The sequence below is a fragment of the Serratia sp. TMDUHS_CL genome, assembly GCF_037137105.1.
Classification (GTDB): domain Bacteria; phylum Pseudomonadota; class Gammaproteobacteria; order Enterobacterales; family Enterobacteriaceae; genus Serratia; species Serratia nevei.
In genome coordinates this window covers 26,489-49,516 of record NZ_JBBBDV010000004.1, presented here as the reverse complement: position 1 = coordinate 49,516, position 23,028 = coordinate 26,489, and the positions used below count along the sequence as shown (strand labels likewise).

Sequence of the window (23,028 nt, the reverse complement as noted above, 5' to 3'; positions counted from 1 at the left end):
ATACTTGAAACTGCATCTGTGTTGGCTGCGAGTGCGTACGCCAGTCACTGACTTGAGTAAGCTCCTGGCGAGCCACCTCTTGCCGCCGGGATGCCGCTCCAACTATTTAGTTAGGGTAGATATCATCATTCGACGCGAAACGCCTCTTCGATCATCCGTTGCCGCTGTGCCGGCGCATAGTCGATCCAGGAATTCTTGCTGTTGGATTTCTCCAGCGCCACCGCCAGTTCCTGGCCGGAAATCGGCAAATCGTCCTGCCAGAATGGCGCGATGGCGTGGCGGGTGATGAAATCGGTCAGGTAGCTCTCCGGGCTGCCCTGCCAGTGCGGGTACAGGCGCGCGGCCAGCTCGGCCATCAGCGCGCGTTGCTGCGGCTGTTCGCTGCTTTCCAACAGGGCAAGGAACGGCAGCAGCAGGCGGCCGCAGACCTGGCCGTGGTGGTAGTCGCGCAGCGCGCCGATCTCGCCGGCGATGCCGTGGATCACCCCCAGCCCGGCGGCGCTCAGCGTCAGCCCCCCAAGGTACGAAGCTTGCATAATCGCTTCGCGCGCCGCGTCGCTGCGGTTGAGCGCCGGCCATGCCGCAAGGAAGTGGCGGATGCCGCTCAGCGACATGTCGCGCGTCATGGCGCCGGCGGTTTTCGACAGATAGGCCTCGAACAGGTGGGTGAAGGCGTCGATGGCGCAGTAGGCCAGCACCTTGTCCGGCGCGCCGGCCAGCAGCTGCGGATCGAGAATGGCGGTGTGCGGCACGAAGTTATTGTGGCGCAGCGAGGCCTTCACTTTGCTGACCTGGGTGTCGGTGATCACCGCGTTCTGCGTCACCTCGCTGCCGGTGCCGGCGGTGGTAGGAATGGCGATCAGCGGCAGGGTGGCGCCGCTGATTTTGCTGTCGCCCACTTTTTCCATATAGCGCAGCGTCGGCAGCGGATGTTCCACCAGCGCGGAGAACGCCTTGGCGGCATCCAGCACGCTGCCGCCGCCGATGGCCACCACGCGCCGCGCCTGGCCGCGCCAGCGCGCCACCCAGGCGTCTATTTCCTGCGGCGACGCCTCGTGGCTGACGATCTCGGTGCCGATGAGCAGCGGCGTCAGCGATGCGCGCAGGCCGGCGTACACCGGGCCGTTGAGAAAAGATCGGCAGCTGAACAGCAGCGTCGGCTGCGGATCGGCAAGCAGCAGCGGCGGCAGTTGCTGGATGCTGCCGTGGCCGAACCAGGTCTGGCGGTTGGCGATGATGTGGCTGACGGACATGAGGTCTCCTTGACGGCGTTGCAGGGCGCGATGCCACAGCATAAGCCAGCGGGCGCGGAGCGGCCACCGCTTTCCCCGCTGCGGCAACTTGTGAGTTGTTTAACATGTAAACGATCGCGTTCTTGCATTTCGGCGCGCCGGATGCTTTTTTTAACAGTACTGGCCGCCATGCGGCTAACCCCATCCGAAATCGGTAGATTGTTAATGTATTAATAATGGCGAGGCGGGTATGGATATTCAGGTTGAACGCTTGTCTGCGGTGATCGATGCGGTGGCCAGCCCGCGCTTTTATCCCAGCCTGTTGAATTGGCTGGAAGGGTTTTTCGCCTTCGACAACGCCATCGTCTATGCCTTCGAACGCGGCCGGCCGCCGCGCTGCCTGATCAAAACCGAGCGGGAAAACAGCGATGCGGTTAACCAGATCTACCAACAGGGCGCCTATCTGCAGGATCCGTTTTACCGCGCGCTGAACGACGGCGGCGAAGGCGAGGTGCTCACGCTGCGCCAGCTGGCGCCCTGCGGGTTTTATCACAGCGACTATTACCGTAATTTTTATCGCAAGACCGGCTGGCACGATGAGGCCGGCGTGCTGCTGCAGCTGACGCCGGAGCGCGGGCTGGGGGTGTTCTTCGGCTCGGCGCGCCGCACGGTGGCGGTGCGCTACCCGCAGCGGGCGGATCTGCGCAGCGCGCTGACGCTGGTGAAAAGCGTGGCGCGGCTGCACGGCGAAGTGGTGGCGGCACCGGCCGAGGGCGACACGGGGAACGACGATGGCGCGCAGGTGCGTTATCTGCTGACGCCGCGCGAGCGCGAGATCGTCGATCTGATCCTCGCCGGCTGCGGTTCGCAGCAGATTGCCGACCGGCTGTTCATCAGCCTCGGCACGGTAAAAAATCACCGCAAGAACATCTACGGCAAGCTGAACATCGGCTCGCAGGCCGAACTGTTCAGCCTGTTGCTGACCGCCCCTCAGCGCCGCAGCGCGTGAATGTTAATTTTTTGTAGCGAATGTCCCTAAGGGGACATAGCGGCACGGCTGCCGCCTCCCGATAATCCGATGTCATGGCATAGGCAATCGGGAGTGCGGCAGTGAACAACGAAATCGAGTCCTTAACCTACTACGCGGCGACCAAAAAATACGATCTGCGCTTCCCGACGCTGGAAGAGGATCTGGACGTCGACGTGGTGATCATCGGCGGCGGCTTCTCCGGCATCAACACCGCGCTGGAGCTGGCGGAGAAGGGCATCACCAACATCGCCATTCTCGAAGGCCGCTATCTAGGCTACGGCGGCACCGGGCGCAACGGCGGCCAGGTGATGGCCGGCATCGGCCACGATCTGGAGAAGATCAAGCGCCACGTTGGCCCGGCCGGGCTGGAAACCATCTTCAAAATCAGCAATCTCGGCGCCGGCATTATCCGCGAGCGCATCAAGAAATATGACATCGACGCCGACTTCTGCTTCGGCTACGGCTATCTCGGCAGCAACGCGCGCCAGGAGAAGACCCTGCGCGGCTGGCTGAAGGAGTTCAAGGCGGTAGCGCCGCAGGAGGAGATTGAGCTCTACACCGGGGCGGAGGTGAAGCAGGTGGTGGGCTCAGACGCCTACACCTGCGCGCTGAAACACATGGGCGGCGGCCACGTGCATTCGCTCAACCTGCTGCTGGGCGAGGCCAAGGCGCTGAGCGGCTACGGGGTGAAAATCTTCGAGAACAGCAGCGTGCTCAACGTGGAGTATGGCCCGCGCATCACGGTGCGCACCGCCATGGGCTCGGTGCGCGCCAACAAGATGCTGTGGGCCTGCAACGGCTTCCTCAACGGCATGGAGCCGCAGATCTACCGCAAGACCATCAATACCTACGCCTTCCAGCTGGCCACCGAGCCGCTGTCTGACGATCTGATCCGCCAGATCAGCCCGATCCGCGGCGCCTACAGCGACATCCGCCCGGTGATCGACTATTACCGGGTGACCAACGAAAACCGGCTGCTGTTCGGCAGCGCCACCCGCTTGATCGAATATTTCCCGTCGGATCTCAAGGCCTGGAACCGCAACCTGATGCTGAAGGTGTTCCCGTACCTGAAAGACGTGAAGATCGATCTGGCCTGGGGTGGCCCGCTGTGCTGCAGCGCCAACCTGTTCCCGCAGATCGGCACGCTGCCGGATCGCGACAACGTGTTTTACGTGCAGGGCTACTCCGGCTTCGGCGTGACGCCGAGCCACATCGTGTGCAAGGTGCTGGCGGAGGGCATGAGCGAAGGATCCGATCGTTACGATCTGATGAGCTCGATCCCGCACGTCAACATCTTCGGCAAGGACAAGCTGCGGCGGGTGATGACCACCGCCGGTAAGGTTTGGCACCAGACATCCGGCTACTGGAAAGGCCGCCGTTAACCCTCAGAGGAGAATCTCATGAAACCGTTACTGCTTAAACAGCCGCTGCCGGAACTGCTGGAGATCGGCAGCGTCAGCAACCTGGGCGCCACGGTGATCGCCGGCACGCCGACCGTCGGCGTGGCCAGCATCTTCGGCGAACCGACCGACAACCTGAACTGCGGCGTGTTCAGCTGCACCCGCGGCAGCTTCGTGATGGAGTATCCGTTCGCCGAGCACGCCACGGTGTGGGAAGGCAGCGCGACCCTGACCAACGAACGCACCGGCGAATCGGTGCAGTATCAGGCCGGCGATTCCTGGTTCGTCGAGAAGGGTACCCCGGTGCGCTGGGACATCACCTCGGATCGCTTCGTCAAACACTACCTCGCCATCGTCGAAGGCTGACGCCGTCATGCCCCCCTCGGCCCGCTGAGGGGGAGCGCCTTAGCCTAACGCCCGCGCAATAAAATCGGTCATCCGCTTGAGGATCTGATCCTTATTGGTTTCGTTAAAGCTCTCGTGCCGCCCGCCCGCATTGATCATCCGTTCGAAATCGTCGCCGCGCAGACGATCGAGCGCGGTTTGCGTTTCGCTCATCAGCACCAGCCGATCGTCGTCGCCGTGGATCCACAGCGTGGGCAGCGCGCCGAAGCCCGGCCCGGCGTTGATGGCGGCGAGGATCCGCTGCATGGCGCGCAGGGTGGGGCGCTTGAACGGCCCGTGCCACACCAGCGGATCTTCCTGATAGGCCGCGCCGACCGCCGGATCGCGCGCCAGGGTGGCGGTATCCAGCGGCGCGTCGGGGATCGTCGGCAGTTCGGCCAGATCGGAGATCGCCGTTCTGTCGCCAAGCAGCGGGCCGGACAGCACCAGCGCACGCACCTCCTCGCCGTAGCGCTGCACGTAGCGGGTGGCGATCATGCCGCCCATCGAGTGGCCGATCACCACCAGCGGCAAGGTGGGGTATCGCTGCCGGAAATGGCTGACCACGCGCTGCACGTCGTCGACCACGGCGTCATAATCTTCGATCAGCACGCGTTCGCCCTGCGACAGGCCGTGGCCGAGGTGGTCGGGGCCAAACACCCGCGCGCCCTGTGCCTGCAGCGTGCGCGCCACGTATTGGTAACGGCCGAGGTGCTCGCCGTAGCCGTGTATCAGCAGCGCCAGATAGCGCGGCTGGTCGTTTCCCCAGTCGTGCACGGCGATGTCGCCGTGACGGCCTTTGATAAAGCTGACGGTTTGTTCGGGCATGTTATTGTTCTCATGGTGGGTAGGGTTGCCCTTCAGCGTAGCGGCTGGCGGCGAGGTTGTCAGGGGCGCCGGGTGCGGCGCCCGCAAAGAGGGGATTACAGGCCGAACTGGCGCGCCAGCTCGTCGAGCGCTTCGCGCTGGAAGCGGTTGAAGGCGTCGCGCGGCTGCTGTTGCTGGATAAACGCCAGCAGCGGATCCTGCACTTCAGTGCGCACGCCGCTCAGCTGTTCCATCACCGCCAGCCCGCAGAACGGCACGTAGGATTCGGCATAGCCGCCTTCGTGCACCATCACCAGCTTGCCGCCGCACAGCCGGTCGGCGGCGTCCTGCACCAGCGCGGTCATGGCGCGGAAGCTGTCGCTGTGCAGCTGCATGCGCGCCAGCGGATCGAGGGCGTTGGCATCGTAGCCGCAGGCGACGATGATCAGCTCCGGCTCGAATTTTTCCAGCGCCGGGATGATGATGCGCCGCATGGCGTGCAGGTAGCCGTCGTCGCCGGCGCCGGCCAGCATCGGCACGTTAACGTTGCAGCCCGCCCCGTCGCCTTCGCCGCGATCCCGTTCGCCGGAGTAGCCCGCCGGGAAGCAGCCGTCCTGATGCAGCGACAGCGTCAGCACGTCGCCGCGCTGCCAATAGATGTGCTGGGTGCCGTTGCCGTGGTGCACGTCCCAGTCGATTACCGCCACCTTGCCGAGGCCATGGCGAGCCTTGGCGCGCTCGATGGCGATGGGAATATTGGCCAGGAAGCAGAAACCCATCGATTGATCCGGCAGGCAGTGGTGGCCCGGCGGGCGCGACAGCGCATAGGCGTTATCCAGCTCGCCCTGCAGCACCGCTTCCACCGCCGCGCAGGCCAGCCCGGCGGAGAGCTTGGCGATTTCATAGCTGCCCGGCCCCAGCGGCGCTTCCTCTCCCAGCAGGCCGCCGCCGCTGTCGCTCACCTGTTTGAAACGCTGCAGGTAGTGGGCGGGGTGAATGCGCAGCAGGTCTTCTTCCGTCGCCGGTTCGGCGCTCAGCAGGGTGAGCTGGCGCGACAGGCCGGACACGTCCATCAGATTCTTCATGCGCCGTTTGGTTTCCGGCGACTCGGCGTGGCCGGCGCCCGAAGGCGGTTGCACCCAGCCGCCGACCGGCAGGGTAGTGGCGTGCAGGCCGGTGCTGTGCCAGAAACAGCGTTCATCAAACAAGAAACCGGTTGTTCTTTTCACCTTTCTCCTCCTGTTATACGGCGCGGTGCGCGCGGTGAAGCCAGCGAAATCAACAGCAGCGACAGCAGCGCGCAGCCCAGCGCGCCGAACAGCAAAGCGTTGAAACCGCCGAAAGATTCGATCAGAGAGCCGGCCAGCGTCGGGCCGATGGCCATGCCGCCGCCGATCACCAGGTTGATGCCGTTCATCAGCTTGCCGTCGTTATCCAACCCGGCGACCCGCGCCAGAATGAACGGCAGCACGAAGGTCCAGGTGAATTTGAACAGTAGAGCGGCCAGGGCGAAGCGCAGCAGCAGGGGCTGGCCCGTCAGCAGCGCCACGCTGGCCAGCAGCAGGGCGTACCCCAGCACGATCAGGCGTCCACCGCCGAAGCGCGCGCCGATCAGCGCTGCTGCCCCCGCGCCGACGATGCCGAGCAAGGTGGCGACGGCCAGCACCTGGCCGCTGTGGGCCGGCGACAGCCCGGCGCCGGCGGCGATGCCGCCGATAAAGGTCCAGACCGCGCTCAGGCTGATGTAAAAGGTCAGCACCGCCAGCACGGCACACAGCTTGCGCGCCAGCGAGGCGGCGGGGCCGCTGCGGGCGGCGCGGGCGGCGGTGAAACCGTTGGGGAATGCCGGGATGAGCGGCAGGCAGCACAGCATGATGGCCGCCAGAATCAGGTAGACCGCCATCAGGCCGAAGTGCGCGAACAGCGGCGGCAGCACCAGCAGCCCGACCGCGCCCAGCACCAGTTGGCCGAGCACCCAGAAGGCATAGACCCGGCTGGGATTGGCGGTGCCGGCGGCGCAGGTGATGCACAGGATCATCAGGGTGCCGCCCGCCAGCGAGGCGATAAAGCGCAGCGGCAGCAGCAGGGTAAAGTCCTGCACCAGCGCCGAAGCCAGGTTGCCGACGATAAACACCAGCGCCGACAGCGTAGCGACCCGTCGCCAGTTGATGCGCCCGATCCACCACCACGCTGGCAGCGTGGCCAGGCTCATGGCGCCGAGTTCGGTGGAGAACAGGTGGCCGATCTGCGCCGGGCCGAGCTGCCATTGTGCGGCGAGCTGGGCGGCCACGGCGGGGGCGGTCATCAGAATGCCCGGCGCGATGGCGGCGAAGACGATAATGGCGGTCAGCAGCCGCGGCGGGCAGGGGAGCGCCGCGCCGACGGCGGGCGCGGAAACTGAATCACTGGACATAAACCTTTTCCCCAAGCGTTGAGTGACGATGAAATATCCCGCCCGGCCCGATTGCGGGCAGGGGGAGGCCGCGCCATAAATGGCGAATACGTTTTGGCGTTATTTTCCGGCCGTCGGCAGCGGCGGCCGTTATCGGGCGTTAACCGTGGGCGAGAAAGCCGCCGGCGACCAGTTCGGTGCGGTTAACCACGTCGGTTTTGGCGAAAATATTGCGCATATGGGTTTTCACCGTGGACAGCGAAATGCCCAGCTTCAGGGCGATGCGCTTATTGCTGGCGCCTTCGCGCACCATGTTGACGATCTCTTGCTCTTTGGCGGTCAGCAGCTGCGCCTCGCCGTCGGGCAACAGATCGCGCGTCGCCAGCTCGATCAGCGGCAGCACCGCGCGCAGGCGGCCGCGCTCCACTTCAGTGAACGGCGTATCGCGGATCAGCGATACCCCGGCGACGATGCGCTTGCGCTGGCGGATGAAGATCTCCGTCATGTCGCGCATGTCGTTCGGCAGCATAAAGTCGTGGTAATAGCGGCGGTTGCCGGCGATCGCCGCCGGGCTCATGCCGACCATGGTGATGTCCTGGCGATGGAAATTGGCCGGCTGCAGCGGATCTATCTGCTGGAAGTGGTTCAGATACTGCTGATGCGTTTTATCGGGCATGCCGTGCAGGATGTAGTGATCCGGCCGCAGGTCGCGATCGACCAGATAAAACACCCCGGCGGACACCGGGATCAGGTGCGTGATGGTCGCCAAACAACTGTTGATAAAGGCATCGGATGCGGTGCTGTGCATGATTCGTGTTCCTCCCTTTATCATTCAATCTGGAGAAGGTTGGCGGTCAATATATGAACGATACAAGCATAGTTGTAGCAATTTGGCAACACAATAAAAACATATTAACAACGTGAGGCCGATTGCAATAAAACACATAAATAACAAGATGACACTGCGTTAATCAGGGCTTTTCAGTTCGGATTTATCGCGATTTTCATTAATAGGTTAATGAAATAATTCACCGCTTTTCCCGCTGAATTTACAGCGCTTTTCAATGTTTGCCCAGGTGAAGCCCTCGCCGCCCTGCGCGTGCTACAACCGGCACGACTGGAGCCGTTCCTCGTTCTTAAGAACGATAGCCAGGCTTTTCCGCCGCTTCCTACACTGCGAATTGAAGATAGCGCCAGGCGGCGCCAAACGTATAAGACGAAAAAATGATGACCTTTCTCGGGCTGAGGCGTCGGGTTGTTCAGTCCGCATGACCATACGGGGAACGAACGATGCAGAAAAAAACGTTGGCGGTGGCGTTGAGCGGCGCCTTATCGGGCCTGGCGCAGGGGGCGGATGCCGATCGCCCCAATGTGCTGATCATTCTGGTGGACGACATGGGCTACTCCGACATCAGCCCGTTCGGCGGCGAGATACCGACGCCCAACCTGCAGGCGCTGGCCGAACGTGGCGTGCGCATGAGCCAGTACTACACCTCGCCGATGTCGGCGCCGGCGCGGTCGATGCTGATGACCGGCAACACCAATCAGCAGGCCGGCATGGGCGGCATGTGGTGGTATGAGAGCACCGCCGCGCAGCCGGGCTATGAAATGCGGCTGACCGACCGCGTGACCACATTGCCGGAGCGTTTTCGCGACGCGGGTTACGCCACCATGATGGCGGGCAAATGGCACCTGGGCTACGTCGACGGCGCCAAACCGACTGATCGCGGCTTCGAGCGCGCCTTCGCCTTTATGGGGGGCGGCACCAGCCATTTCGACGATGCGAAACCGCTGGGCACCGTGGAGGCGTTCCATACCTTCTACACCCTGAACGGCAAACGCGTGTCGTTGCCCAAAGATTTCTATTCCAGCAAGGCCTATGCCGATCAGCTGGAACAATGGATCCGCGATACGCCGCAGAGCAAACCCGTCTTCGCCTATCTGGCGTTTACCGCGCCGCACGATCCGCTGCAGGCGCCGGATGACTGGATCGCCAAATTCGACGGCAAATACGACGCCGGTTACCAGCAGGCCTATCAGCAGCGCATTCAGCGCCTGAAGGCGCTGGGGTTGATTTCCGATCGCACGCCGATGCCGACGCTGGCGCTGGATAAGGCCTGGAACGCGCTGACGCCCGAGCAGCAAAAATATGAAGCCAAGACCATGCAGGTGTACGCGGCGATGATCGCTTATATGGACGATCAGGTCGGCGCGGTGCTGAATACCCTCAAGCAGACCGGCCGTGACCAAAATACGGTGATCGTGTTCGCTACCGACAACGGCGCCAACCCGGCCAGCGGCTTCTACTACGGCTCGAAGCCGGAGTATTGGCGGCAGTTCGACAACAGCTACGCCAACCTCGGCCGCAAGGGATCTTTCATTTCCTACGGGCCGCACTGGGCCAACGTCAGCAACGCGCCATACGCCAACTACCATAAAACCACCAGCGCGCAGGGCGGCATCAATACCGATTTCATCATCTCCGCGCCGCGGCTGAAGGGGCGCGGCGGCATCGACCGCACGCCGATGGCGGTGTATGACATCGCGCCGACGCTGTATGACTATGCCGGCATCGATGCCAACAAACCGCTGAAGGCCAAACCGACGCTGCCGATGGTCGGCGTCAGCTTCAAGCGCTATTTCAGCGGCGAGGCCGACGGCGTGCCGCGCGCGACCTACGGCGTGGAGCTGCATAACCAGGCCGCTTATGTGGACGGCGTCTGGAAGCTGCGGCGGTTGGTGAAGGCCGGGCCGACGGCGCAGATGGCGCCGTGGGGGCTGTTCAACCTGCATGACGATCCGCTGGAAACGCGCGATCTGGCCGCCGCCAACCCGGATCGAGTCAAACGGCTGAGCGAGGCGTATCGTCGCTTTGCGCAGCAGGGCATGGTCATTGAAGCCAAAGGCGCAGCGATCGACTACCTCGGTGTAGACGCCAGCACCGGCGACTACATCGGCCTGGATCCGCTGACCCACAAACCGTTGCCGCAGGCGGCGCCATGAACCTGGCCCAGCTGCGCGCGCAGCAGATCCCGGTAGAGAGCGAACCGCGCGCGGCGGCGCCTTTTCATTTGCTGGTGAAGCCGATCGGCGCCGGCTGCAACCTGGGTTGCCGCTACTGCTACTACCCGCAGCGCCAGCAGGAGCGGACGCGCAAGATGGACGACGACCTGCTGGCGGAATTTATCCGCGGCTACATCGCCGCCCAGCCGCGTTACAGCCGCGAGATCAACTTCGTCTGGCAGGGCGGTGAGCCGCTGCTGGCGGGGATCGGTTTTTACAAGCGGGCGCTGGCGTTGCAACGCCGCTACGCGCCGCCGGGCGTGCGGATCAGCAACAGCCTGCAGACCAACGGTACCCTGCTGAACGACGCCTGGTGCCGGCTGTTCCGGCAGCATCACTTTATCCTCGGCGTCAGCCTGGACGGCGACCGCGAGGTGCAGGACGCCCACCGGCCGGACAAGCGCGGCGGCGCCAGCTATGACGCGGCGCTGCGCGGCATTGCGCTGTTGCAGCGCCATCAGATCGACTTCAACCTGCTGATGGTGGTGCACGACGGCGTCGCGGATCGCGCCGAGGCGATCTACGATCATGCGGTGGCGATCGGGGCGCGCTATCTGCAGTTCCAGCCGCTGATGCTGGAAGGGGACGCGCCCACCGCCGGCTATGGGCTGAGCGCCGCCAACTGGGGGCGCTTCATGCTGGCGGTATACCGCCGCTGGCGCAGCCGCGGGCACGTCGGCCAGGTCTTCGTGATGAACATCGAGCAGGTCTACGCGCAGTATTTCACCCACGTTAGCCCCAGCTGCGTACATGCCGAACGCTGCGGCGGCAATCTGGTGATGGAGCCGGACGGGCGGCTTTACGCCTGCGATCATCTGATCAACGCGCAGCACCTGCTCGGCCATGCCGATCGCCACACGCCGCTCGCCACCCTGGCGGCAAGGGCGGCGGAGATGCCGTTCGGTAAAAACAAGAGCCTGCGCCGCGAGTGCCAACGCTGCAGCGTGAAAAGCGTCTGCCAGGGCGGCTGCCCGGCGCATGTGGGCGAAGATCGCTACAACCGGTTGTGCGCCGGCTATTACGCCTTCTTTTCCGCGCTGCTGGCGCCGCTGCGTGCCTACCCGCGCAGCCCGCAGGGGGCGATGCAGTGGCGCGCCGCCGTGAGCGCGGCCGCAGGTTGAAAGCGTCTCGTCCTTAAGGACGATAGTCAGCATTTTCCTTTCCTCTCTATAGTGAGATTACCGCCGCTGGCGGTGAAAAACCTGCAAGCACCTGCATGCATCAGGCCAAAACTATAAGAGGAAATAACCATGAACCTGTCGTCGCGGTTGCACGCCCACCTGGCTCGAGGCAAGGTCGGCTTTCCCACCACCCTGGCCAGTTCGGTCGGGGTGATCATGGCCAGCCCGGTGATCCTGACGGTCACCAGCGGCTTCGGCATCGGCGGCGACACCTTCGCGCTGGCGATGCTGATCGCCTTCATCATGATGCAGGCGCAGCTCACCACCTTCTCCGAAGCGGCGGCGCTGCTGCCGACCTCCGGTTCGGTTTACGACTACATCTCCTGCGGCATGGGGCGCTTTTTCGCCATCACCGGCGCGCTGTCGGCCTACCTGATCGTGCACATCTTCGCCGGCACCGCCGAGACCATTCTCTCCGGCATCATGGCGCTGGTGAACTTCGAGCACCTGAACACCCTGATGGAAAGCCACAACGCCTCCTGGATGGTCGGCGTCGGGCTGGTAATCGTGTTCGGCCTGCTCAACGCGTTCGGCATCGAGGCCTTCGGCAAGGCGGAGATCGTGCTGACCTTCGCCATGTGGAGCACGCTGGTGATTTTCGGCATCGTCGGGCTGCTGTCGCCGCATGCCGTGCCGCTCGAGGGCTGGTTCGGCAGCACGCTGAGCCTGAACGATCCCTTCGCGGTGTTCAGCCTGATCGGCATGGCGATGTTCATGTTCGTCGGCTGTGAGCTGGTGACGCCGATGGCGCCGGAGATCAAACGCTGCGATCGGGTGATCCCGCGCGCGATGGCGCTGGGGCTGTGCGGCGTGGCGGTGTGCATGGCGCTGTATGGCGCGGCGCTCAGCCACCAGGTGGAAAACGTGGTGATCGACGCCGCCAGCGGCACGCGCCTGCTGGAAACGCCGATGGCCATCCCGGCGTTCGCCGGCCAGGTGATGGGCCAGTTCGGCAAATATTGGCTGGGCGTCGGCTTGCTGCTGGCGGGCGCGGCGACCATCAACACGCTGATGGCGGCGGTGCCGCGCATTCTGTACGGTATGGCGCTGGACGGCGCGCTGCCGCGCATGTTCGCTTATCTGCACCCGCGCTTTAAAACGCCGGTGGTCGGCATTCTGGTGGCGGTGTTAATCCCCTGCGTACACGCCTTCGCCATTCAGGGCAACCTCGACAGGATCATTCCGCTGGTGCTGGCGGCGGTGTGCGCCTGGGGCGTGGCCTACCTGCTGGTGACCTGCTCGGTGGTGATCCTGCGCGTACGCCGCCCCGATCTGCCGCGCGCCTATAAATCGCCGTGGTTCCCGCTGCCGCAGATCGTTTCCAGCGTCGGCATCGTGCTGGCCATCGTCTACATCACGCCGCCGGGAATGAACCCGAGCGATATCTACATTCCCTTCGGCTGGATGATCGGCCTGACCGCCGCCTATGCGCTGTTCTGGACGCTGTGCGTGCAGAAAGTGAATCCGTTCAAGCCGGTGCCGGTCGAGCAGGTGCTGGAGAACGCGTTCGCCAAGGGTGAAAACGAGGAGGCGCAGTTTGATCGGCTTACTTCCCTCACTTAATCGCGCCTGGCGGCGAGCGCCGTCGGGCTATCGGCCGGGCGCCGCGCTGGATCGTCTGGCGCGCAACCTGGAACCCTACGCGTGCGAACGCCTGGCGCCGGGTCTGCTGCGGCTGACGCTGCCGCAGGGGCCGCAGATCGAGATCGGCGAACAGGTCCAGGGGCTGTTTATGGCGCATATCGTCAGCCACCGCTTTCGGTTGCAGGGCCCGTGCGCGATGCAGCTTCCGCTGACGCTGGACGTGGTGACCGGCGGCTGGCTGCGGCGGCGCGGGGTGCGTTATCTGCTGCGCCAGCGCCATGCGGCCGCGCAGCGGGTGCTGGACGGCCTGCAGCGTTACCCGCAGATCGGCGAGACGCTGGCGCAGCTGGATTTTCGCCGCGTGCGGCTGACGGTGAACGACGGGCGCTGGCAGGTGGAGATTGAGCATTTCGCCGCATCGGAGGTGGTCAGCCGTTTGCCGGCCGGCCGCCGCTATCTGCGGCTGGATGCCGAACAGCGGCGGCTGCTGTTGAGCAGCCTGCTGATGATCGGCCAACTGATGGAGAAGCTGAATCATGAATAGAGTGGTTGTGATTACCGGCGGCGGCACCGGCGTCGGCGCCGCCTGCGCCCGTCTGCTGGCGGCGCAGGGCGATCGGGTGTTCATCATCGGCCGCCGCCCGGAACCGCTGGCGGCGCTGGCGCAAGAGATCGGCGCACAGGCGCTGGTGGGCGATGCCGCCAGCGGCGAGAGCTGGAACCACGCGCTGCTGCCGGCCATTCTGCGCGAAGCCGGGCGCATCGACTGCCTGATCGGCAGCGCCGGCGGCATGGGCTTCAAGCGCATCACCGAGATGACCGACGCGCAGTGGCAAGGGGCGATGGACAGCAACCTCAACAGCGCTTTCGCCAGCGCGCGTGCCTGCCTGCCGGAGCTGATTAAAAGCGGCGGCAACCTGCTGTTCGTGGCCTCGATCGCCTCGCTGGCCGCCGGGCCGGAGGTCTGCGGCTACGTCACCGCCAAGCACGCGCTGATCGGGCTGATGCGCTCCATCGCTCGCGACTATGGCCCGCTGGGCGTGCGTGCCAACGCAGTGTGCCCGGGCTGGGTGACCACGCCGATGGCGGACGAAGAGATGCAACTGCTGATGGACGCCCATCAGATTTCGCTGGAGCAGGCTTACCAGATGGTCTGCCGCGACGTGCCGCTGCGCCGCCCGGCCAGCGCCGAGGAGATCGCCCGCGCGTGCCGTTTCCTGTGTTCCAGCGAGGCTTCAATCATTACCGGCGCGGCGCTGGTGGCCGACGGCGGCTCCACCATCGTCGATGTGCCGACCCTGGCTTTCACTTCCCTGTAAGGAGCATTTCCATGAGTTCAGAAGCGGTATTCATTCAGGTTGGCGCGCTGGCGGAAGGCTTTGCGCCGCACAGCAATACGCTGGAACGGCAGCACGGGCTGGCGGGCACCACGCTGACGCTGCGCTTTAGCGACGGCGCGACGCAGCGCTGCCGGTTTACCGACGAGCAGACGCTGGAGTGGGGCGAACGGCGCGGCGTCGCCTATCGCGCCACCAGCATTCGCCCCGGCGTGCTGTTCATCGATTTTCTCGATCCTGCCCGCGCCAACGCCAGCATTACGCTGGTATGCGACCGCAATCAGGGCAATTTCACTGCGGTATACGGCCAGCTGCCGGACGAAGCGCAGGCGCGGCTCGATGCCTTCAGCCGGGTGGAGCAGGGGCTGCCGCTGACCGCGGTCGAGGCCGAATTCCGCTTCGGCACGCTGGATGACGCCGACGTGGCGCCACCGGGCTTTACCGATGAGCTGATCGGCATGCGCAACATGTACACCTACAGCCCGACCGAACGGTACGAGCACATCTACCTGAACGATAACTTCTACGCCTGGCAGTGTCTGGACGGGGTGGAAAAAGGGCTGGCGGACGTCGATCGCTGCCACTACGTGAAGGTGGCGGAGCAGCTTTATCTGTTCGTCTGGCGCGAGAAGATCATCCCGACGTTGGGCGTGGTGATGATCGATCTGCAGGGCATGCGCACCGACGGCAAGATCCTCGGTTATCAGGGCAGCGATTTCAGCGCGCTGAGCAACTTTGCGGTCGGCGCCCATGCGCAGGTGCTGAACACCACGCGTCACCCACGAGGATAGGGCGATGAGCGCAACCTATGCGGCCGACGCCTTCGCGGGGCAGGCGGTGCTGGTGACCGGCGGCGCTCAGGGCATTGGTCTGGCGATCGTCAGCGCCTTTGCCCGCCTGGGCGCCGAGGTGACGATCGCGGACGTGCAGCTGCCGCAGGCGCAGGCGGCGGCGCAGGCGCTGCGGGACGAAGGGCTGAGCGTGCGGGCGCTGGCTTGCGATCTGGCCGAACCGGGGCAGATCGCTGAGCTGGTGACGGCGGTAGGTGAGCGGCATCAACGGCTGGACGTGGTGATCCACAATGCCGCTTACTTTCCGCTGACACCGTTCGCCGCCATCGACGCGGCGCTGCTGCAACGCACGCTGAGCGTCAATCTGATGGCGCCGTTCTTTCTGGCGCAGGCGGCGCTGCCGTGGATGCGCCGCCGGGGCGGCGGCTGCCTTCTGGTGACCTCGTCGGTGACCGGCCCGCGGGTGGCCTACCCGGGGCTGGCGCACTACGCCGCCTCCAAGGCTGGGGTGAACGGGTTTATTCGCGCGGCGGCGCTGGAGCTGGCGGCGGAGAAAATTCGCGTCAACGGCGTGGAGCCGGGGATGATCCGCACGCCGGCGATGGCCAACCTGGGCGACGCGCAGGTGAATCAGGCGATCGCCGCCGCGGTACCGCTCGGGCGGCTGGGGGAACCGGAAGACATCGCCGCGGCGATGGTGTTTCTCGCCTCGCCGGCGGCGGCCTACATCACCGGCCAGACGCTGGTGGTGGACGGTGGCGCGCTGCTGCCGGAAACGAATGCTCCATCCTGATTTTTTTATCTTATCAGCGGGAATTATCCGGCATGTACCATTTATAGAGAGATATTCGGCCGAGCTGGAGGCGGGGGAAGAGCGGGGGCGTTCCCTTTAACCGAGTCCCCCTATAAAGGCGCAACCGGTTACTGATGTTGATAACCGGTTACCCCTTACGCAGATGTAACTTTACTCTTCCCGACACAGGTAGGTTGGATACTTCCTGTCCTGAATCAACCAGAGCGACGGGGCGACCTCTGCAATGCTCAGATAGTAACGAGCTCCGCTTCGGGCAAAGTCACCCCACACGTTGCCCGGTGTATTATCGTTATGTCGCCGTACTGTCTTCGTATATGTCAGCTCAATGATTCCTGCATCACTGCGTGGCTTCCAGGTAAAATTCACATCGCGATCCACCATCATGGCCTGTCCTTGGCTGGAGGCCGCCCCTTTGTAGGTAGTGATTCCAGTTCCGTCGCGATGAAAATAAAACTGGGTGATGACATTCACCCTTACCTCGCTGGCTTTGCCTGCATTTCGGGTAAAAATAAACTCTGTGGTACATGCAAGCATGTCCCGATTCTCAGCTTTGGTGCGAGAAAGGCAGGTTGCCAGTAATCCCACTGCCACTATGCCACCGGCGATTAACAGAATTCTGATCCTCATTTTTCGACCCCACTCTTATAACGAATTGTTTTACATAAATTCTTTTGGTTTTCCGGGCAGAGACCAATAAAAATCTCATCCGCATTAGTGAGGGGGAAACGGGTGCTAAAATAATAGATGTCATACTTATCACGCTGGCAATCCAGGTTGTTTTCACTGAGCAGGATAGGCAGCTTAGATAAAGCAATCGGTCTTTCAGGGGCATTTATCCGCCAGACTGTACACTGCTCAAATTTTTCATTTGGCAGCTTTATGGATTTCGGTGACTTGATCGCATACTCTGAAAATAAATAACCTCCTCCTATTAAAGTTGATACTACTAATGCGGCAATACAGTAGGGCCGCGGTGTTGAGAGGCTAAGTTTTCTTTTCGATGGCCTTGTCTTTTGCGGTGGAGGAACTGGCTCGATAGCGGCAGTTTTAGCTGGGTGTTTCTGCCCTACTACGTCAGCATCAAAATAAAATCCTTTGCCTGGCACGGTAACGATAGGAGATACGTGTACCCCCAGTGACTGAAATGCTTTTCGAATCTCGCTAACCGCTTTGTTGAGGTTGTTTCCGGACGGCGTATAGCCAAAATCCTGCCACACTCGGGTAATTAATGTTTCTCTGCTGAGTTCTTCCCCTCTATTTCTAATGAATTCCAATAATAAACGAACAGCAGGTGCTGACAGCGTTACGGCTGAGTCGGGGTGGCCTGCTAGACTGATTTTTTGTGTGTCAGGGTCAAATATTAACGCATTGCTTAACATAAAGAACATATAAAAGCCTCTCTTTTTTAACTTGTGATTTTTATTTATATCTTATCCGACACAAGCGATGCTCCCATTACTCTTGATGGGTTGTTTTTTGCTCAGGTTAATGGTTTGACTAAAACATCATAACCAGTGTTTTAATTTAACTATATCTTATTTTCAATGATGAAAAGGGATAAAACACTGTGTTTTTGTGCTTTTTCGATACAAGTGGTGAGTATCGCTCTGTTTGGTATAAGATTTTTCTCAAGATGTGAGGGCATGAAAAATGTGTCTGAATGAGAAAATGAATATTACGCATCATGATGATGAACACAAGAAGGTGCAATGTGAAAAACAATAACGTATCCCCTGCCATGAGCATGGCGAGAACCCTCATTCTGTTATTGTCTTTATTCGGCGGCGCCGCAATGGCAAATATGAGTGTTTATCCGATGGAACTGGGTATCGATGCTTCAGGAACTGCGATCATTAAAGTGGCATCCAAAAGTGATGATATTCAGTTCGTTCGGGTAACGCAAAAGAGAATTATTAACCCAGGCACGCCGCAGGAAAAAGAAATCGATGTAGCCTCATGGAAAAAGGAGGGCCTGGTTGTGACGCCTGCTAAATTTGCGCTTGCTGCCGGCTCGATGCGTGTTGTGCGCTTGGTATCATTGTTACCTCCGACAACGGAAAGTACCTGGCGGGTTTATTTTGAAGGAGTGAAACAACCTGACGGTTTTTTATCCGGAGAGGATAAAGCGCGTTCAGCAGAAGCGAAGCTGGGGGTGAATGTTATCTGGGGGGCTCTGGTGCATATTGCGCCAGAGAGTCCGGCGGTTTCTCTGGAAATTAATTCTGCTCGTGACGAAATTATTAATAATGGCAGCATGCGAGTTTCTCTGAAAGAAATTGGGTTTTGCCGTGCCAATGCATCGTGTAAATGGATTAAAGAAGACGCTACTGTGTATCCGGGGACGCAAAGAAAATTAAAGTCCTTGAGTGCAAATAGTGGTGCAACCTACAAATTTCGCTACTTTAACTGGCTGAATAAAACCAGTGAAGAAGCTGAATTACCCGTCGCGAAATAACGCGACAACCGTAATAACCACGCCTGTGGTTTATTTATAGGGCGAATGAAGCCCGCATGCCAATATGGAGATAACAATGCGTCATTATATTAAACCTCTGCTGATTGCTACCGCGCTGGCCACTTCTTTCAGCTCGCTTGCCATTCAAAAAGACATCACCGTCAATGCGAGCGTCGATTCCCAGCTGGATATGACCCAGGCGGACAATACCCCGCTGCCGGCCAGCATCGATATGCAGTACCTGCCGGGCCGAGGGCTGGAGAGCTATCGCTTAAACACCAAAGTCTGGTCTAACTCCGCCACCAGTAACGTCAAAGTCCGTCTGGTCAGCGCCGCACAGTTAACCAATGCGGATGGCGATCAGAATATACCGCTGACGGTACAACTGGGTGAAAAGGCGCTCACGACCACCGACGCCGAATTCACCGGTGCCGAGCTGTTCCCTGGGACAGTGGAAAATGGTTCTGCGGTACTGCCGCTCATCATTTCTCAGACCACCAAAGGTATTTTGAAAACTGGCCAATACAGCGGTGTAGTCAGCTTGATGTTGACCCAGGCGACTACCGCGGAAGGCGGTGCATAAACAAGGTAGTGCGTTTGTAAGTCATTAACATCAGAGGGTGTCCACCCTCTGATGTCTTCCTGACATCAGAGGTTTTTTTCATGTCTCTCCCCCGTAATATTCTCCTTTTTGCCGCATTGTTACCTGCATCCATTCAGCAAGCCTGCGCGGAGATGGCTATTCCGGAGGGTTTTGAGGAGCTGGCGAAAAACCAGCGCTTATGGATTGAAGTGACGCTGTACGGTGATTCTCTTGGCCTGTTCGAAACGGACATGAATCTGGAGACCGTGCGTTTCATACAGCCGGAGAGTCTGCTTGACGCTATCAAAAGCCGTTTTAATGATGATCCCCGCCTGCTTTCGGCTATCGATGCAGTGCTGGTTGCTCCGATGCCCCGTAACGGCAACCTGGCCTGCAGCAGCAACGGCGAGGCACGTGGCTGTGGCTATATCGAGACCAGCAGTGCTGCGGTGATTTACGATGAAAACAACGCGCGTATCAGCTTGTTTCTCGACAAGCACTATATGCCGAAGCCTTCGGAAGATAAGCAGTGGTTCCAGCCTACGCGTGAAACCGAGACTGCGCTCGTTCATCAGCAAAATATCAACTTTGTCGCCGATCGTGATTATCAATCGGTCAACGTGCAGGGCAACGGTGCGCTGGCGGTGACGCAGGATGGCTATGTGAACGTTGACTGGAACTGGTTGGGGCAACGCTCGCGTGAGCAGCACATGCAGGATGTGACGGTCAATAACGCCTGGTTTCGTCAGGACTTGTGGCGCAAATACTATGTCCAACTGGGGGAGATGGATACCCGCGATTTGTTCAGCAACGCCGGGGGCAATATCACGCTCAGCCAGTTGCCTATCGGTAAGATCCGCGGCATGCGCGCCGGTTCTACACGCGCCTGGATAAACCCGGTTCAACAATCGCAAGGGACGCCGGTCACTGTATTTTTGTCGCACGACGCGCGCATTGACGCCCGGAGAGGTAATCAACTGCTGGGCAGTTTTTACCTGAATGCCGGTGCCCAGACGCTGGATACTCGCGCATTTCCCGAGGGGAGTTATACGGTGACGCTGGCTATTTATGAAAATAACCGTTTGCTGCGCACCGAAGACGTCCCGTTTACGCGCACGGGAATGACCCCCTTTGACCGTGTGGAATGGTTTCTGCAGGCCGGCGAAACGGACAATGACTCGCAGGAGGACCCACGCTCACCCGTAGCGCAGGCCGGCGTGCGCCTGCCGATAACCGCCACCCTGGCATTAACCAGCGGCGCGACAGTGACCCGACAACATCGATTTGCGGAAAACGCCCTCGACTGGTACCACGGTTTTAACACCGGCCCTGTCGACGGCGTCCTGAGCACTCGTTTTAGCTACCTTTATGGCAGCGAGGGGGAGCGCGGCAACATTCAGCAGGTGAGCTACAACGACGGCTTTTCGCTGAGTTTCTACCGCAACGCTCTGGCGGCGGAAAACTGCGACAACCGTAATGCGGGATTTTACGGCGTCAGCGGTTGTTATCGATCGCTGTCGCTGATGTTTTCCGTTCCGGTAGGAAGCTGGTATGCCTCGCTGGGCTATTCCGACAATCGTAATGAGGGGCGCTATATCGCTCGACGCGACTTGCCCTCCGACGATAGCCGTCGTGACAACGGCTTGCCTTGGGAGCAGATGTACATGACCCGTTCGCACGCCCGCTCATGGCAGGGGGGCCTCAGTAATTCGTTCAGCACCAACGGATTGAACATCAACAGCAGCATCAACCTGTTTATGCGCAGTGAAAATCATTCTGCTGCCAGGGATAAAGGCGGCTACCTGAGCGTTAGCCTGTCCCTGGCTCGTCCGCGCCTGGGCGAAAGCTCCGGCTATACCTCGCTTGGCGCTACCTGGCAACAACAGCAACGGCAGACGGGAACCCTCAGCTATAACGTGGCGCATAATTGGTATACCGATGCTCGCGGAGAAAACGAATATGGCGTGAGTGCTTCCGGCATCAACGGCGATTCGCTGAATACCTCCGCCTATACCCGTCAGGGCGGGCAGTACGGTAACGGCAGCCTGACGCTGAGCGACAGCTGGGATCGTCAGGCCCGCCATCACACCCTCAGCAGCAGCGGTAACTACAGTTCGACCTTCGCGCTTTCCCGTTCCGGAGTCTGGTTTGGCCGCTGGGGAGACGGGCGTCCGGCTTCGGCTATCGGCGTGGATGTCTCGGCGCCCGACGATCAGCAAAGTTCCCGGATTGCCGTAGCGTTGGACAACGGAGGGAGCGCAGAGGTGGCCGCCAATCGCCGCGCGCTATTTGCCGTGCCGGGTTACCAGCAAACCACGCTATCGGTGAGCGAATCACTGGACGTCTCCCACGGCGCCAGCAGCGAAATCACGCAGGGCTCCGGCAGCCGGACGGTCTTTATGGTGCCGGGCAAGATGCTACGCCGAGAGGTTCGCACGGTGGCCAGCTACACCTGGCTTGGCCAACTGCTCGACGAGCGGCATTTGCCGCTGTCAGGCAGTGTGCCGTTGAACGTCATCGGTTGGAACGATCTCGGAGACGGAGGATTCAGCGCGCAGAGCGAGGCGCCGATCGAGGCCTTGTATCTGGTACGCAATCAGCAGTTCTATCAGTGCGCGCTGCAGGTCAAAAGCACGCGCGACGTCGTGCGCTACGTCGGCACGGTGGCCTGTCGTGAGCTGACTTTCTCGGCGCTGCCGGACAGCGTTCAGCGCCGGGCGCAATTGATGATGGCCGGCCGTGCACAGCCTGCGGGCCAGACCGCCATGAACAATCAGGAAACTACTGCCACAGGGAGTTCACGTGAAACGTTTAATTAGTCTGTTCGTGTTGTTGATCTTGTGGAGTAGCCATACGTTGGCTGGGGCGCCGGCCGGCAGAAATACCAGCGTCAGCTTCAGCTACGATCGGCTGACACCGCCCGCACGCTTCGATATTTGGCTGCATGAGCCGAGTGGATATAGTCCTGCCGATCCGCAGAAGTGGGGGCGTAATACCCTGACCTGTTTGTCGCGTAACGATGCTACCAATGGTTCCTGCATGACGGCACCGGTCTGGTTTAGCGCCAATCCTGCGGCACCGTATGCGATCACCCTGCGTTTTACTCATGAACTGAGTAAGAAGACCGTGGACATAAAAGTCTATGGTGAAAAACACATGTTCATAAATAGCAAAGTCTTTACTTTTGCCAGCTATGTGACCGGCGGCACCGGAGACATCGCTGCCTGGAATAGCGAGCCCTATTTCGATTTTTATATCGTCAGAAGCGAGTTGGAAAAACTGAATCAGCCGGGGATCTGGAGCGCGACCCTAAAACAGAACCTGCGTCAGTGGGGAAGCGCTGATTGCGGAGGGAATTTTAACGACGCCAACGTGGGCTGCCCCGGCTACCTGACGATCGCCAACTGGCAGGCGAATATCCGCCTGGAAGTGATTGATTCAAGCAATCATCAGATTTATTTGCCCGCTTTTCCTCACTCCGCGCCGGTGGTGAATCTGAACCTGACTATGAGCAATCTGCCGGGGCGCCCGGGTGGGAGCGAAATCAAGGGGCTATCTTCGTTGGACATGTGCCTGTATGACGGCAATAACTCTGCCAGCAGCCGCGTGATATTACGCTTCACCGACGACGGGGTGGCGGCGGCAGACCGCGCTGCCGGCGCTTTTTCCGTCTGGCGGCGCGGTGGTAGCCAGAGCAGTGCACGCGACCGGGTGGATTATCAGGTCTCTGTCACCAATCCGGTGACCGGCGCGACAGAAATCGCCAGCAACGGTACGGATATCGTCTGGCAGGGCACAAATGATCGGAGCATTCTGCGCCAGGTCGTTTTGCCCGGCGGCAGCGAAAGCGTGCTGTGCGTGCCGGCACCGATAACGCTCACGACGCCAGCGTTTGCCGCCGACAGTAAAACGGCGGGTGACTATACCGGCACGCTCCACGTGATTTATACCCCCAGCACCCTGTGAATGAGAGCC

The 23,028-nt window shown here is 61.0% G+C and carries 21 protein-coding genes; 14 read left to right on the top strand and 7 right to left on the bottom strand.

The genetic code is table 11. The features are described 5' to 3' along the window. Nucleotides 1–125: 125 nt before the first annotated feature. Nucleotides 126–1,253 (bottom strand): iron-containing alcohol dehydrogenase, encoded by a 1,128-nt coding sequence (locus WCL58_RS10115; RefSeq protein ID WP_142109222.1) that lies wholly within the window; start codon nucleotides 1,251–1,253, stop codon nucleotides 126–128. A 229-nt stretch (nucleotides 1,254–1,482) separates the two neighbouring features. On the opposite strand from WCL58_RS10115, the gene WCL58_RS10110 reads away from it, so the two are divergent. From WCL58_RS10110 to WCL58_RS10100, 3 genes are all read left to right on the top strand, one after another. Next, nucleotides 1,483–2,241, top strand: a complete 759-nt coding sequence (locus WCL58_RS10110; RefSeq protein WP_197813719.1) for a helix-turn-helix transcriptional regulator — start codon at nucleotides 1,483–1,485, stop codon at nucleotides 2,239–2,241. A 101-nt stretch (nucleotides 2,242–2,342) separates the two neighbouring features. Beyond that, nucleotides 2,343–3,644 (top strand): NAD(P)/FAD-dependent oxidoreductase, encoded by a 1,302-nt coding sequence (locus WCL58_RS10105; protein ID WP_033636959.1) that lies wholly within the window; start codon nucleotides 2,343–2,345, stop codon nucleotides 3,642–3,644. Nucleotides 3,645–3,662: 18 nt separating this feature from the next. Next, nucleotides 3,663–4,028 carry a cupin domain-containing protein gene (locus WCL58_RS10100; protein WP_019454941.1) on the top strand — a complete coding sequence of 122 codons (366 nt, stop codon included), beginning with the start codon at nucleotides 3,663–3,665 and terminating at the stop codon, nucleotides 4,026–4,028. Between the two features lie 39 nt (nucleotides 4,029–4,067). On the opposite strand, the gene WCL58_RS10095 is transcribed toward WCL58_RS10100, so the two are convergent. The 4 genes from WCL58_RS10095 to WCL58_RS10080 all read right to left on the bottom strand — a co-directional run bounded on the left by WCL58_RS10095 (nucleotide 4,068) and on the right by WCL58_RS10080 (nucleotide 8,053). Beyond that, complete coding sequence (locus WCL58_RS10095) at nucleotides 4,068–4,874, bottom strand: alpha/beta hydrolase (protein ID WP_149570987.1); 807 nt, start codon at nucleotides 4,872–4,874, stop codon at nucleotides 4,068–4,070. A gap of 95 nt (nucleotides 4,875–4,969) precedes the next feature. Further along, entirely contained in the window at nucleotides 4,970–6,082 is a 1,113-nt protein-coding gene (locus WCL58_RS10090) for a class II histone deacetylase (protein WP_100396022.1), read from the bottom strand. Next, nucleotides 6,079–7,266: an MFS transporter gene (locus WCL58_RS10085; protein ID WP_049235384.1), complete on the bottom strand. Its 1,188-nt coding sequence runs from the start codon at nucleotides 7,264–7,266 to the stop codon at nucleotides 6,079–6,081. The genes WCL58_RS10090 and WCL58_RS10085 overlap by 4 nt, the downstream gene beginning before the upstream one ends. A gap of 139 nt (nucleotides 7,267–7,405) precedes the next feature. After that, nucleotides 7,406–8,053, bottom strand: coding sequence for a helix-turn-helix transcriptional regulator (locus WCL58_RS10080; RefSeq protein ID WP_038878402.1), 648 nt, complete (start codon nucleotides 8,051–8,053; stop codon nucleotides 7,406–7,408). Nucleotides 8,054–8,535: 482 nt separating this feature from the next. Here WCL58_RS10080 and WCL58_RS10075 point away from each other — a divergent pair, with 482 nt between their 5' ends. The 7 genes from WCL58_RS10075 (at nucleotide 8,536) to WCL58_RS10045 (ending at nucleotide 15,994) form a co-directional block, all read left to right on the top strand. Beyond that, a complete protein-coding gene (locus WCL58_RS10075; protein ID WP_180548092.1) occupies nucleotides 8,536–10,248 on the top strand; it encodes an arylsulfatase in 1,713 nt (570 codons plus the stop codon). Next, a complete protein-coding gene (locus tag WCL58_RS10070; protein WP_049194547.1) occupies nucleotides 10,245–11,429 on the top strand; it encodes an anaerobic sulfatase maturase in 1,185 nt (394 codons plus the stop codon). The genes WCL58_RS10075 and WCL58_RS10070 overlap by 4 nt, the downstream gene beginning before the upstream one ends. 129 nt (nucleotides 11,430–11,558) lie before the next feature. After that, on the top strand, nucleotides 11,559–13,052 hold the full coding sequence (locus tag WCL58_RS10065) for an APC family permease (protein WP_033648536.1): 1,494 nt from the start codon (nucleotides 11,559–11,561) through the stop codon (nucleotides 13,050–13,052). Further along, nucleotides 13,027–13,617 (top strand): DUF3156 family protein, encoded by a 591-nt coding sequence (locus WCL58_RS10060; RefSeq protein ID WP_194571115.1) that lies wholly within the window; start codon nucleotides 13,027–13,029, stop codon nucleotides 13,615–13,617. Before WCL58_RS10065 ends, WCL58_RS10060 begins: the two co-directional genes overlap by 26 nt. Next, complete coding sequence (locus WCL58_RS10055) at nucleotides 13,610–14,392, top strand: SDR family NAD(P)-dependent oxidoreductase (RefSeq protein WP_070915046.1); 783 nt, start codon at nucleotides 13,610–13,612, stop codon at nucleotides 14,390–14,392. Before WCL58_RS10060 ends, WCL58_RS10055 begins: the two co-directional genes overlap by 8 nt. An 11-nt stretch (nucleotides 14,393–14,403) precedes the next feature. Further along, a complete protein-coding gene (locus tag WCL58_RS10050; protein WP_004933186.1) occupies nucleotides 14,404–15,201 on the top strand; it encodes a molybdenum cofactor biosynthesis F family protein in 798 nt (265 codons plus the stop codon). A gap of 4 nt (nucleotides 15,202–15,205) precedes the next feature. After that, nucleotides 15,206–15,994: an SDR family oxidoreductase gene (locus WCL58_RS10045; protein WP_336851063.1), complete on the top strand. Its 789-nt coding sequence runs from the start codon at nucleotides 15,206–15,208 to the stop codon at nucleotides 15,992–15,994. Nucleotides 15,995–16,165: 171 nt separating this feature from the next. On the opposite strand, the gene WCL58_RS10040 is transcribed toward WCL58_RS10045, so the two are convergent. Both WCL58_RS10040 and WCL58_RS10035 read right to left on the bottom strand, forming a co-directional pair. Then, nucleotides 16,166–16,642 carry a hypothetical protein gene (locus WCL58_RS10040; protein ID WP_141957895.1) on the bottom strand — a complete coding sequence of 159 codons (477 nt, stop codon included), beginning with the start codon at nucleotides 16,640–16,642 and terminating at the stop codon, nucleotides 16,166–16,168. Next, nucleotides 16,639–17,403: a winged helix-turn-helix domain-containing protein gene (locus WCL58_RS10035; RefSeq protein WP_141957897.1), complete on the bottom strand. Its 765-nt coding sequence runs from the start codon at nucleotides 17,401–17,403 to the stop codon at nucleotides 16,639–16,641. The genes WCL58_RS10040 and WCL58_RS10035 overlap by 4 nt, the downstream gene beginning before the upstream one ends. A 323-nt stretch (nucleotides 17,404–17,726) precedes the next feature. On the opposite strand from WCL58_RS10035, the gene WCL58_RS10030 reads away from it, so the two are divergent. The 4 genes from WCL58_RS10030 (at nucleotide 17,727) to WCL58_RS10015 (ending at nucleotide 23,019) form a co-directional block, all read left to right on the top strand. Further along, complete coding sequence (locus WCL58_RS10030; protein ID WP_228011766.1) at nucleotides 17,727–18,470, top strand: fimbrial protein; 744 nt, start codon at nucleotides 17,727–17,729, stop codon at nucleotides 18,468–18,470. A gap of 76 nt (nucleotides 18,471–18,546) precedes the next feature. Beyond that, a complete protein-coding gene (locus WCL58_RS10025) occupies nucleotides 18,547–19,053 on the top strand; it encodes a CS1 type fimbrial major subunit (RefSeq protein WP_015376530.1) in 507 nt (168 codons plus the stop codon). An 80-nt stretch (nucleotides 19,054–19,133) separates the two neighbouring features. Continuing rightward, on the top strand, nucleotides 19,134–21,872 hold the full coding sequence (locus WCL58_RS10020; RefSeq protein ID WP_336851061.1) for a TcfC E-set like domain-containing protein: 2,739 nt from the start codon (nucleotides 19,134–19,136) through the stop codon (nucleotides 21,870–21,872). Beyond that, a complete protein-coding gene (locus WCL58_RS10015) occupies nucleotides 21,856–23,019 on the top strand; it encodes a CfaE/CblD family pilus tip adhesin (protein WP_180548096.1) in 1,164 nt (387 codons plus the stop codon). The genes WCL58_RS10020 and WCL58_RS10015 overlap by 17 nt, the downstream gene beginning before the upstream one ends. The last annotated feature ends 9 nt before the right edge of the window (nucleotides 23,020–23,028 follow it).

Coding starts and splice junctions, on each gene's coding strand:
- WCL58_RS10055 (WP_070915046.1), top strand. CDS start 13,610: ATGAATAGAGTGGTTGTGATTACCGGCGGCGGCACCGGCGTCGGCGCC.
- WCL58_RS10080 (WP_038878402.1), bottom strand. CDS start 8,053: ATGCACAGCACCGCATCCGATGCCTTTATCAACAGTTGTTTGGCGACC.
- WCL58_RS10070 (WP_049194547.1), top strand. CDS start 10,245: ATGAACCTGGCCCAGCTGCGCGCGCAGCAGATCCCGGTAGAGAGCGAA.
- WCL58_RS10115 (WP_142109222.1), bottom strand. CDS start 1,253: ATGTCCGTCAGCCACATCATCGCCAACCGCCAGACCTGGTTCGGCCAC.
- WCL58_RS10025 (WP_015376530.1), top strand. CDS start 18,547: ATGCGTCATTATATTAAACCTCTGCTGATTGCTACCGCGCTGGCCACT.
- WCL58_RS10110 (WP_197813719.1), top strand. CDS start 1,483: ATGGATATTCAGGTTGAACGCTTGTCTGCGGTGATCGATGCGGTGGCC.
- WCL58_RS10040 (WP_141957895.1), bottom strand. CDS start 16,642: ATGAGGATCAGAATTCTGTTAATCGCCGGTGGCATAGTGGCAGTGGGA.
- WCL58_RS10020 (WP_336851061.1), top strand. CDS start 19,134: ATGTCTCTCCCCCGTAATATTCTCCTTTTTGCCGCATTGTTACCTGCA.
- WCL58_RS10075 (WP_180548092.1), top strand. CDS start 8,536: ATGCAGAAAAAAACGTTGGCGGTGGCGTTGAGCGGCGCCTTATCGGGC.
- WCL58_RS10050 (WP_004933186.1), top strand. CDS start 14,404: ATGAGTTCAGAAGCGGTATTCATTCAGGTTGGCGCGCTGGCGGAAGGC.
- WCL58_RS10035 (WP_141957897.1), bottom strand. CDS start 17,403: ATGTTCTTTATGTTAAGCAATGCGTTAATATTTGACCCTGACACACAA.
- WCL58_RS10095 (WP_149570987.1), bottom strand. CDS start 4,874: ATGCCCGAACAAACCGTCAGCTTTATCAAAGGCCGTCACGGCGACATC.
- WCL58_RS10085 (WP_049235384.1), bottom strand. CDS start 7,266: ATGTCCAGTGATTCAGTTTCCGCGCCCGCCGTCGGCGCGGCGCTCCCC.
- WCL58_RS10045 (WP_336851063.1), top strand. CDS start 15,206: ATGAGCGCAACCTATGCGGCCGACGCCTTCGCGGGGCAGGCGGTGCTG.
- WCL58_RS10065 (WP_033648536.1), top strand. CDS start 11,559: ATGAACCTGTCGTCGCGGTTGCACGCCCACCTGGCTCGAGGCAAGGTC.
- WCL58_RS10100 (WP_019454941.1), top strand. CDS start 3,663: ATGAAACCGTTACTGCTTAAACAGCCGCTGCCGGAACTGCTGGAGATC.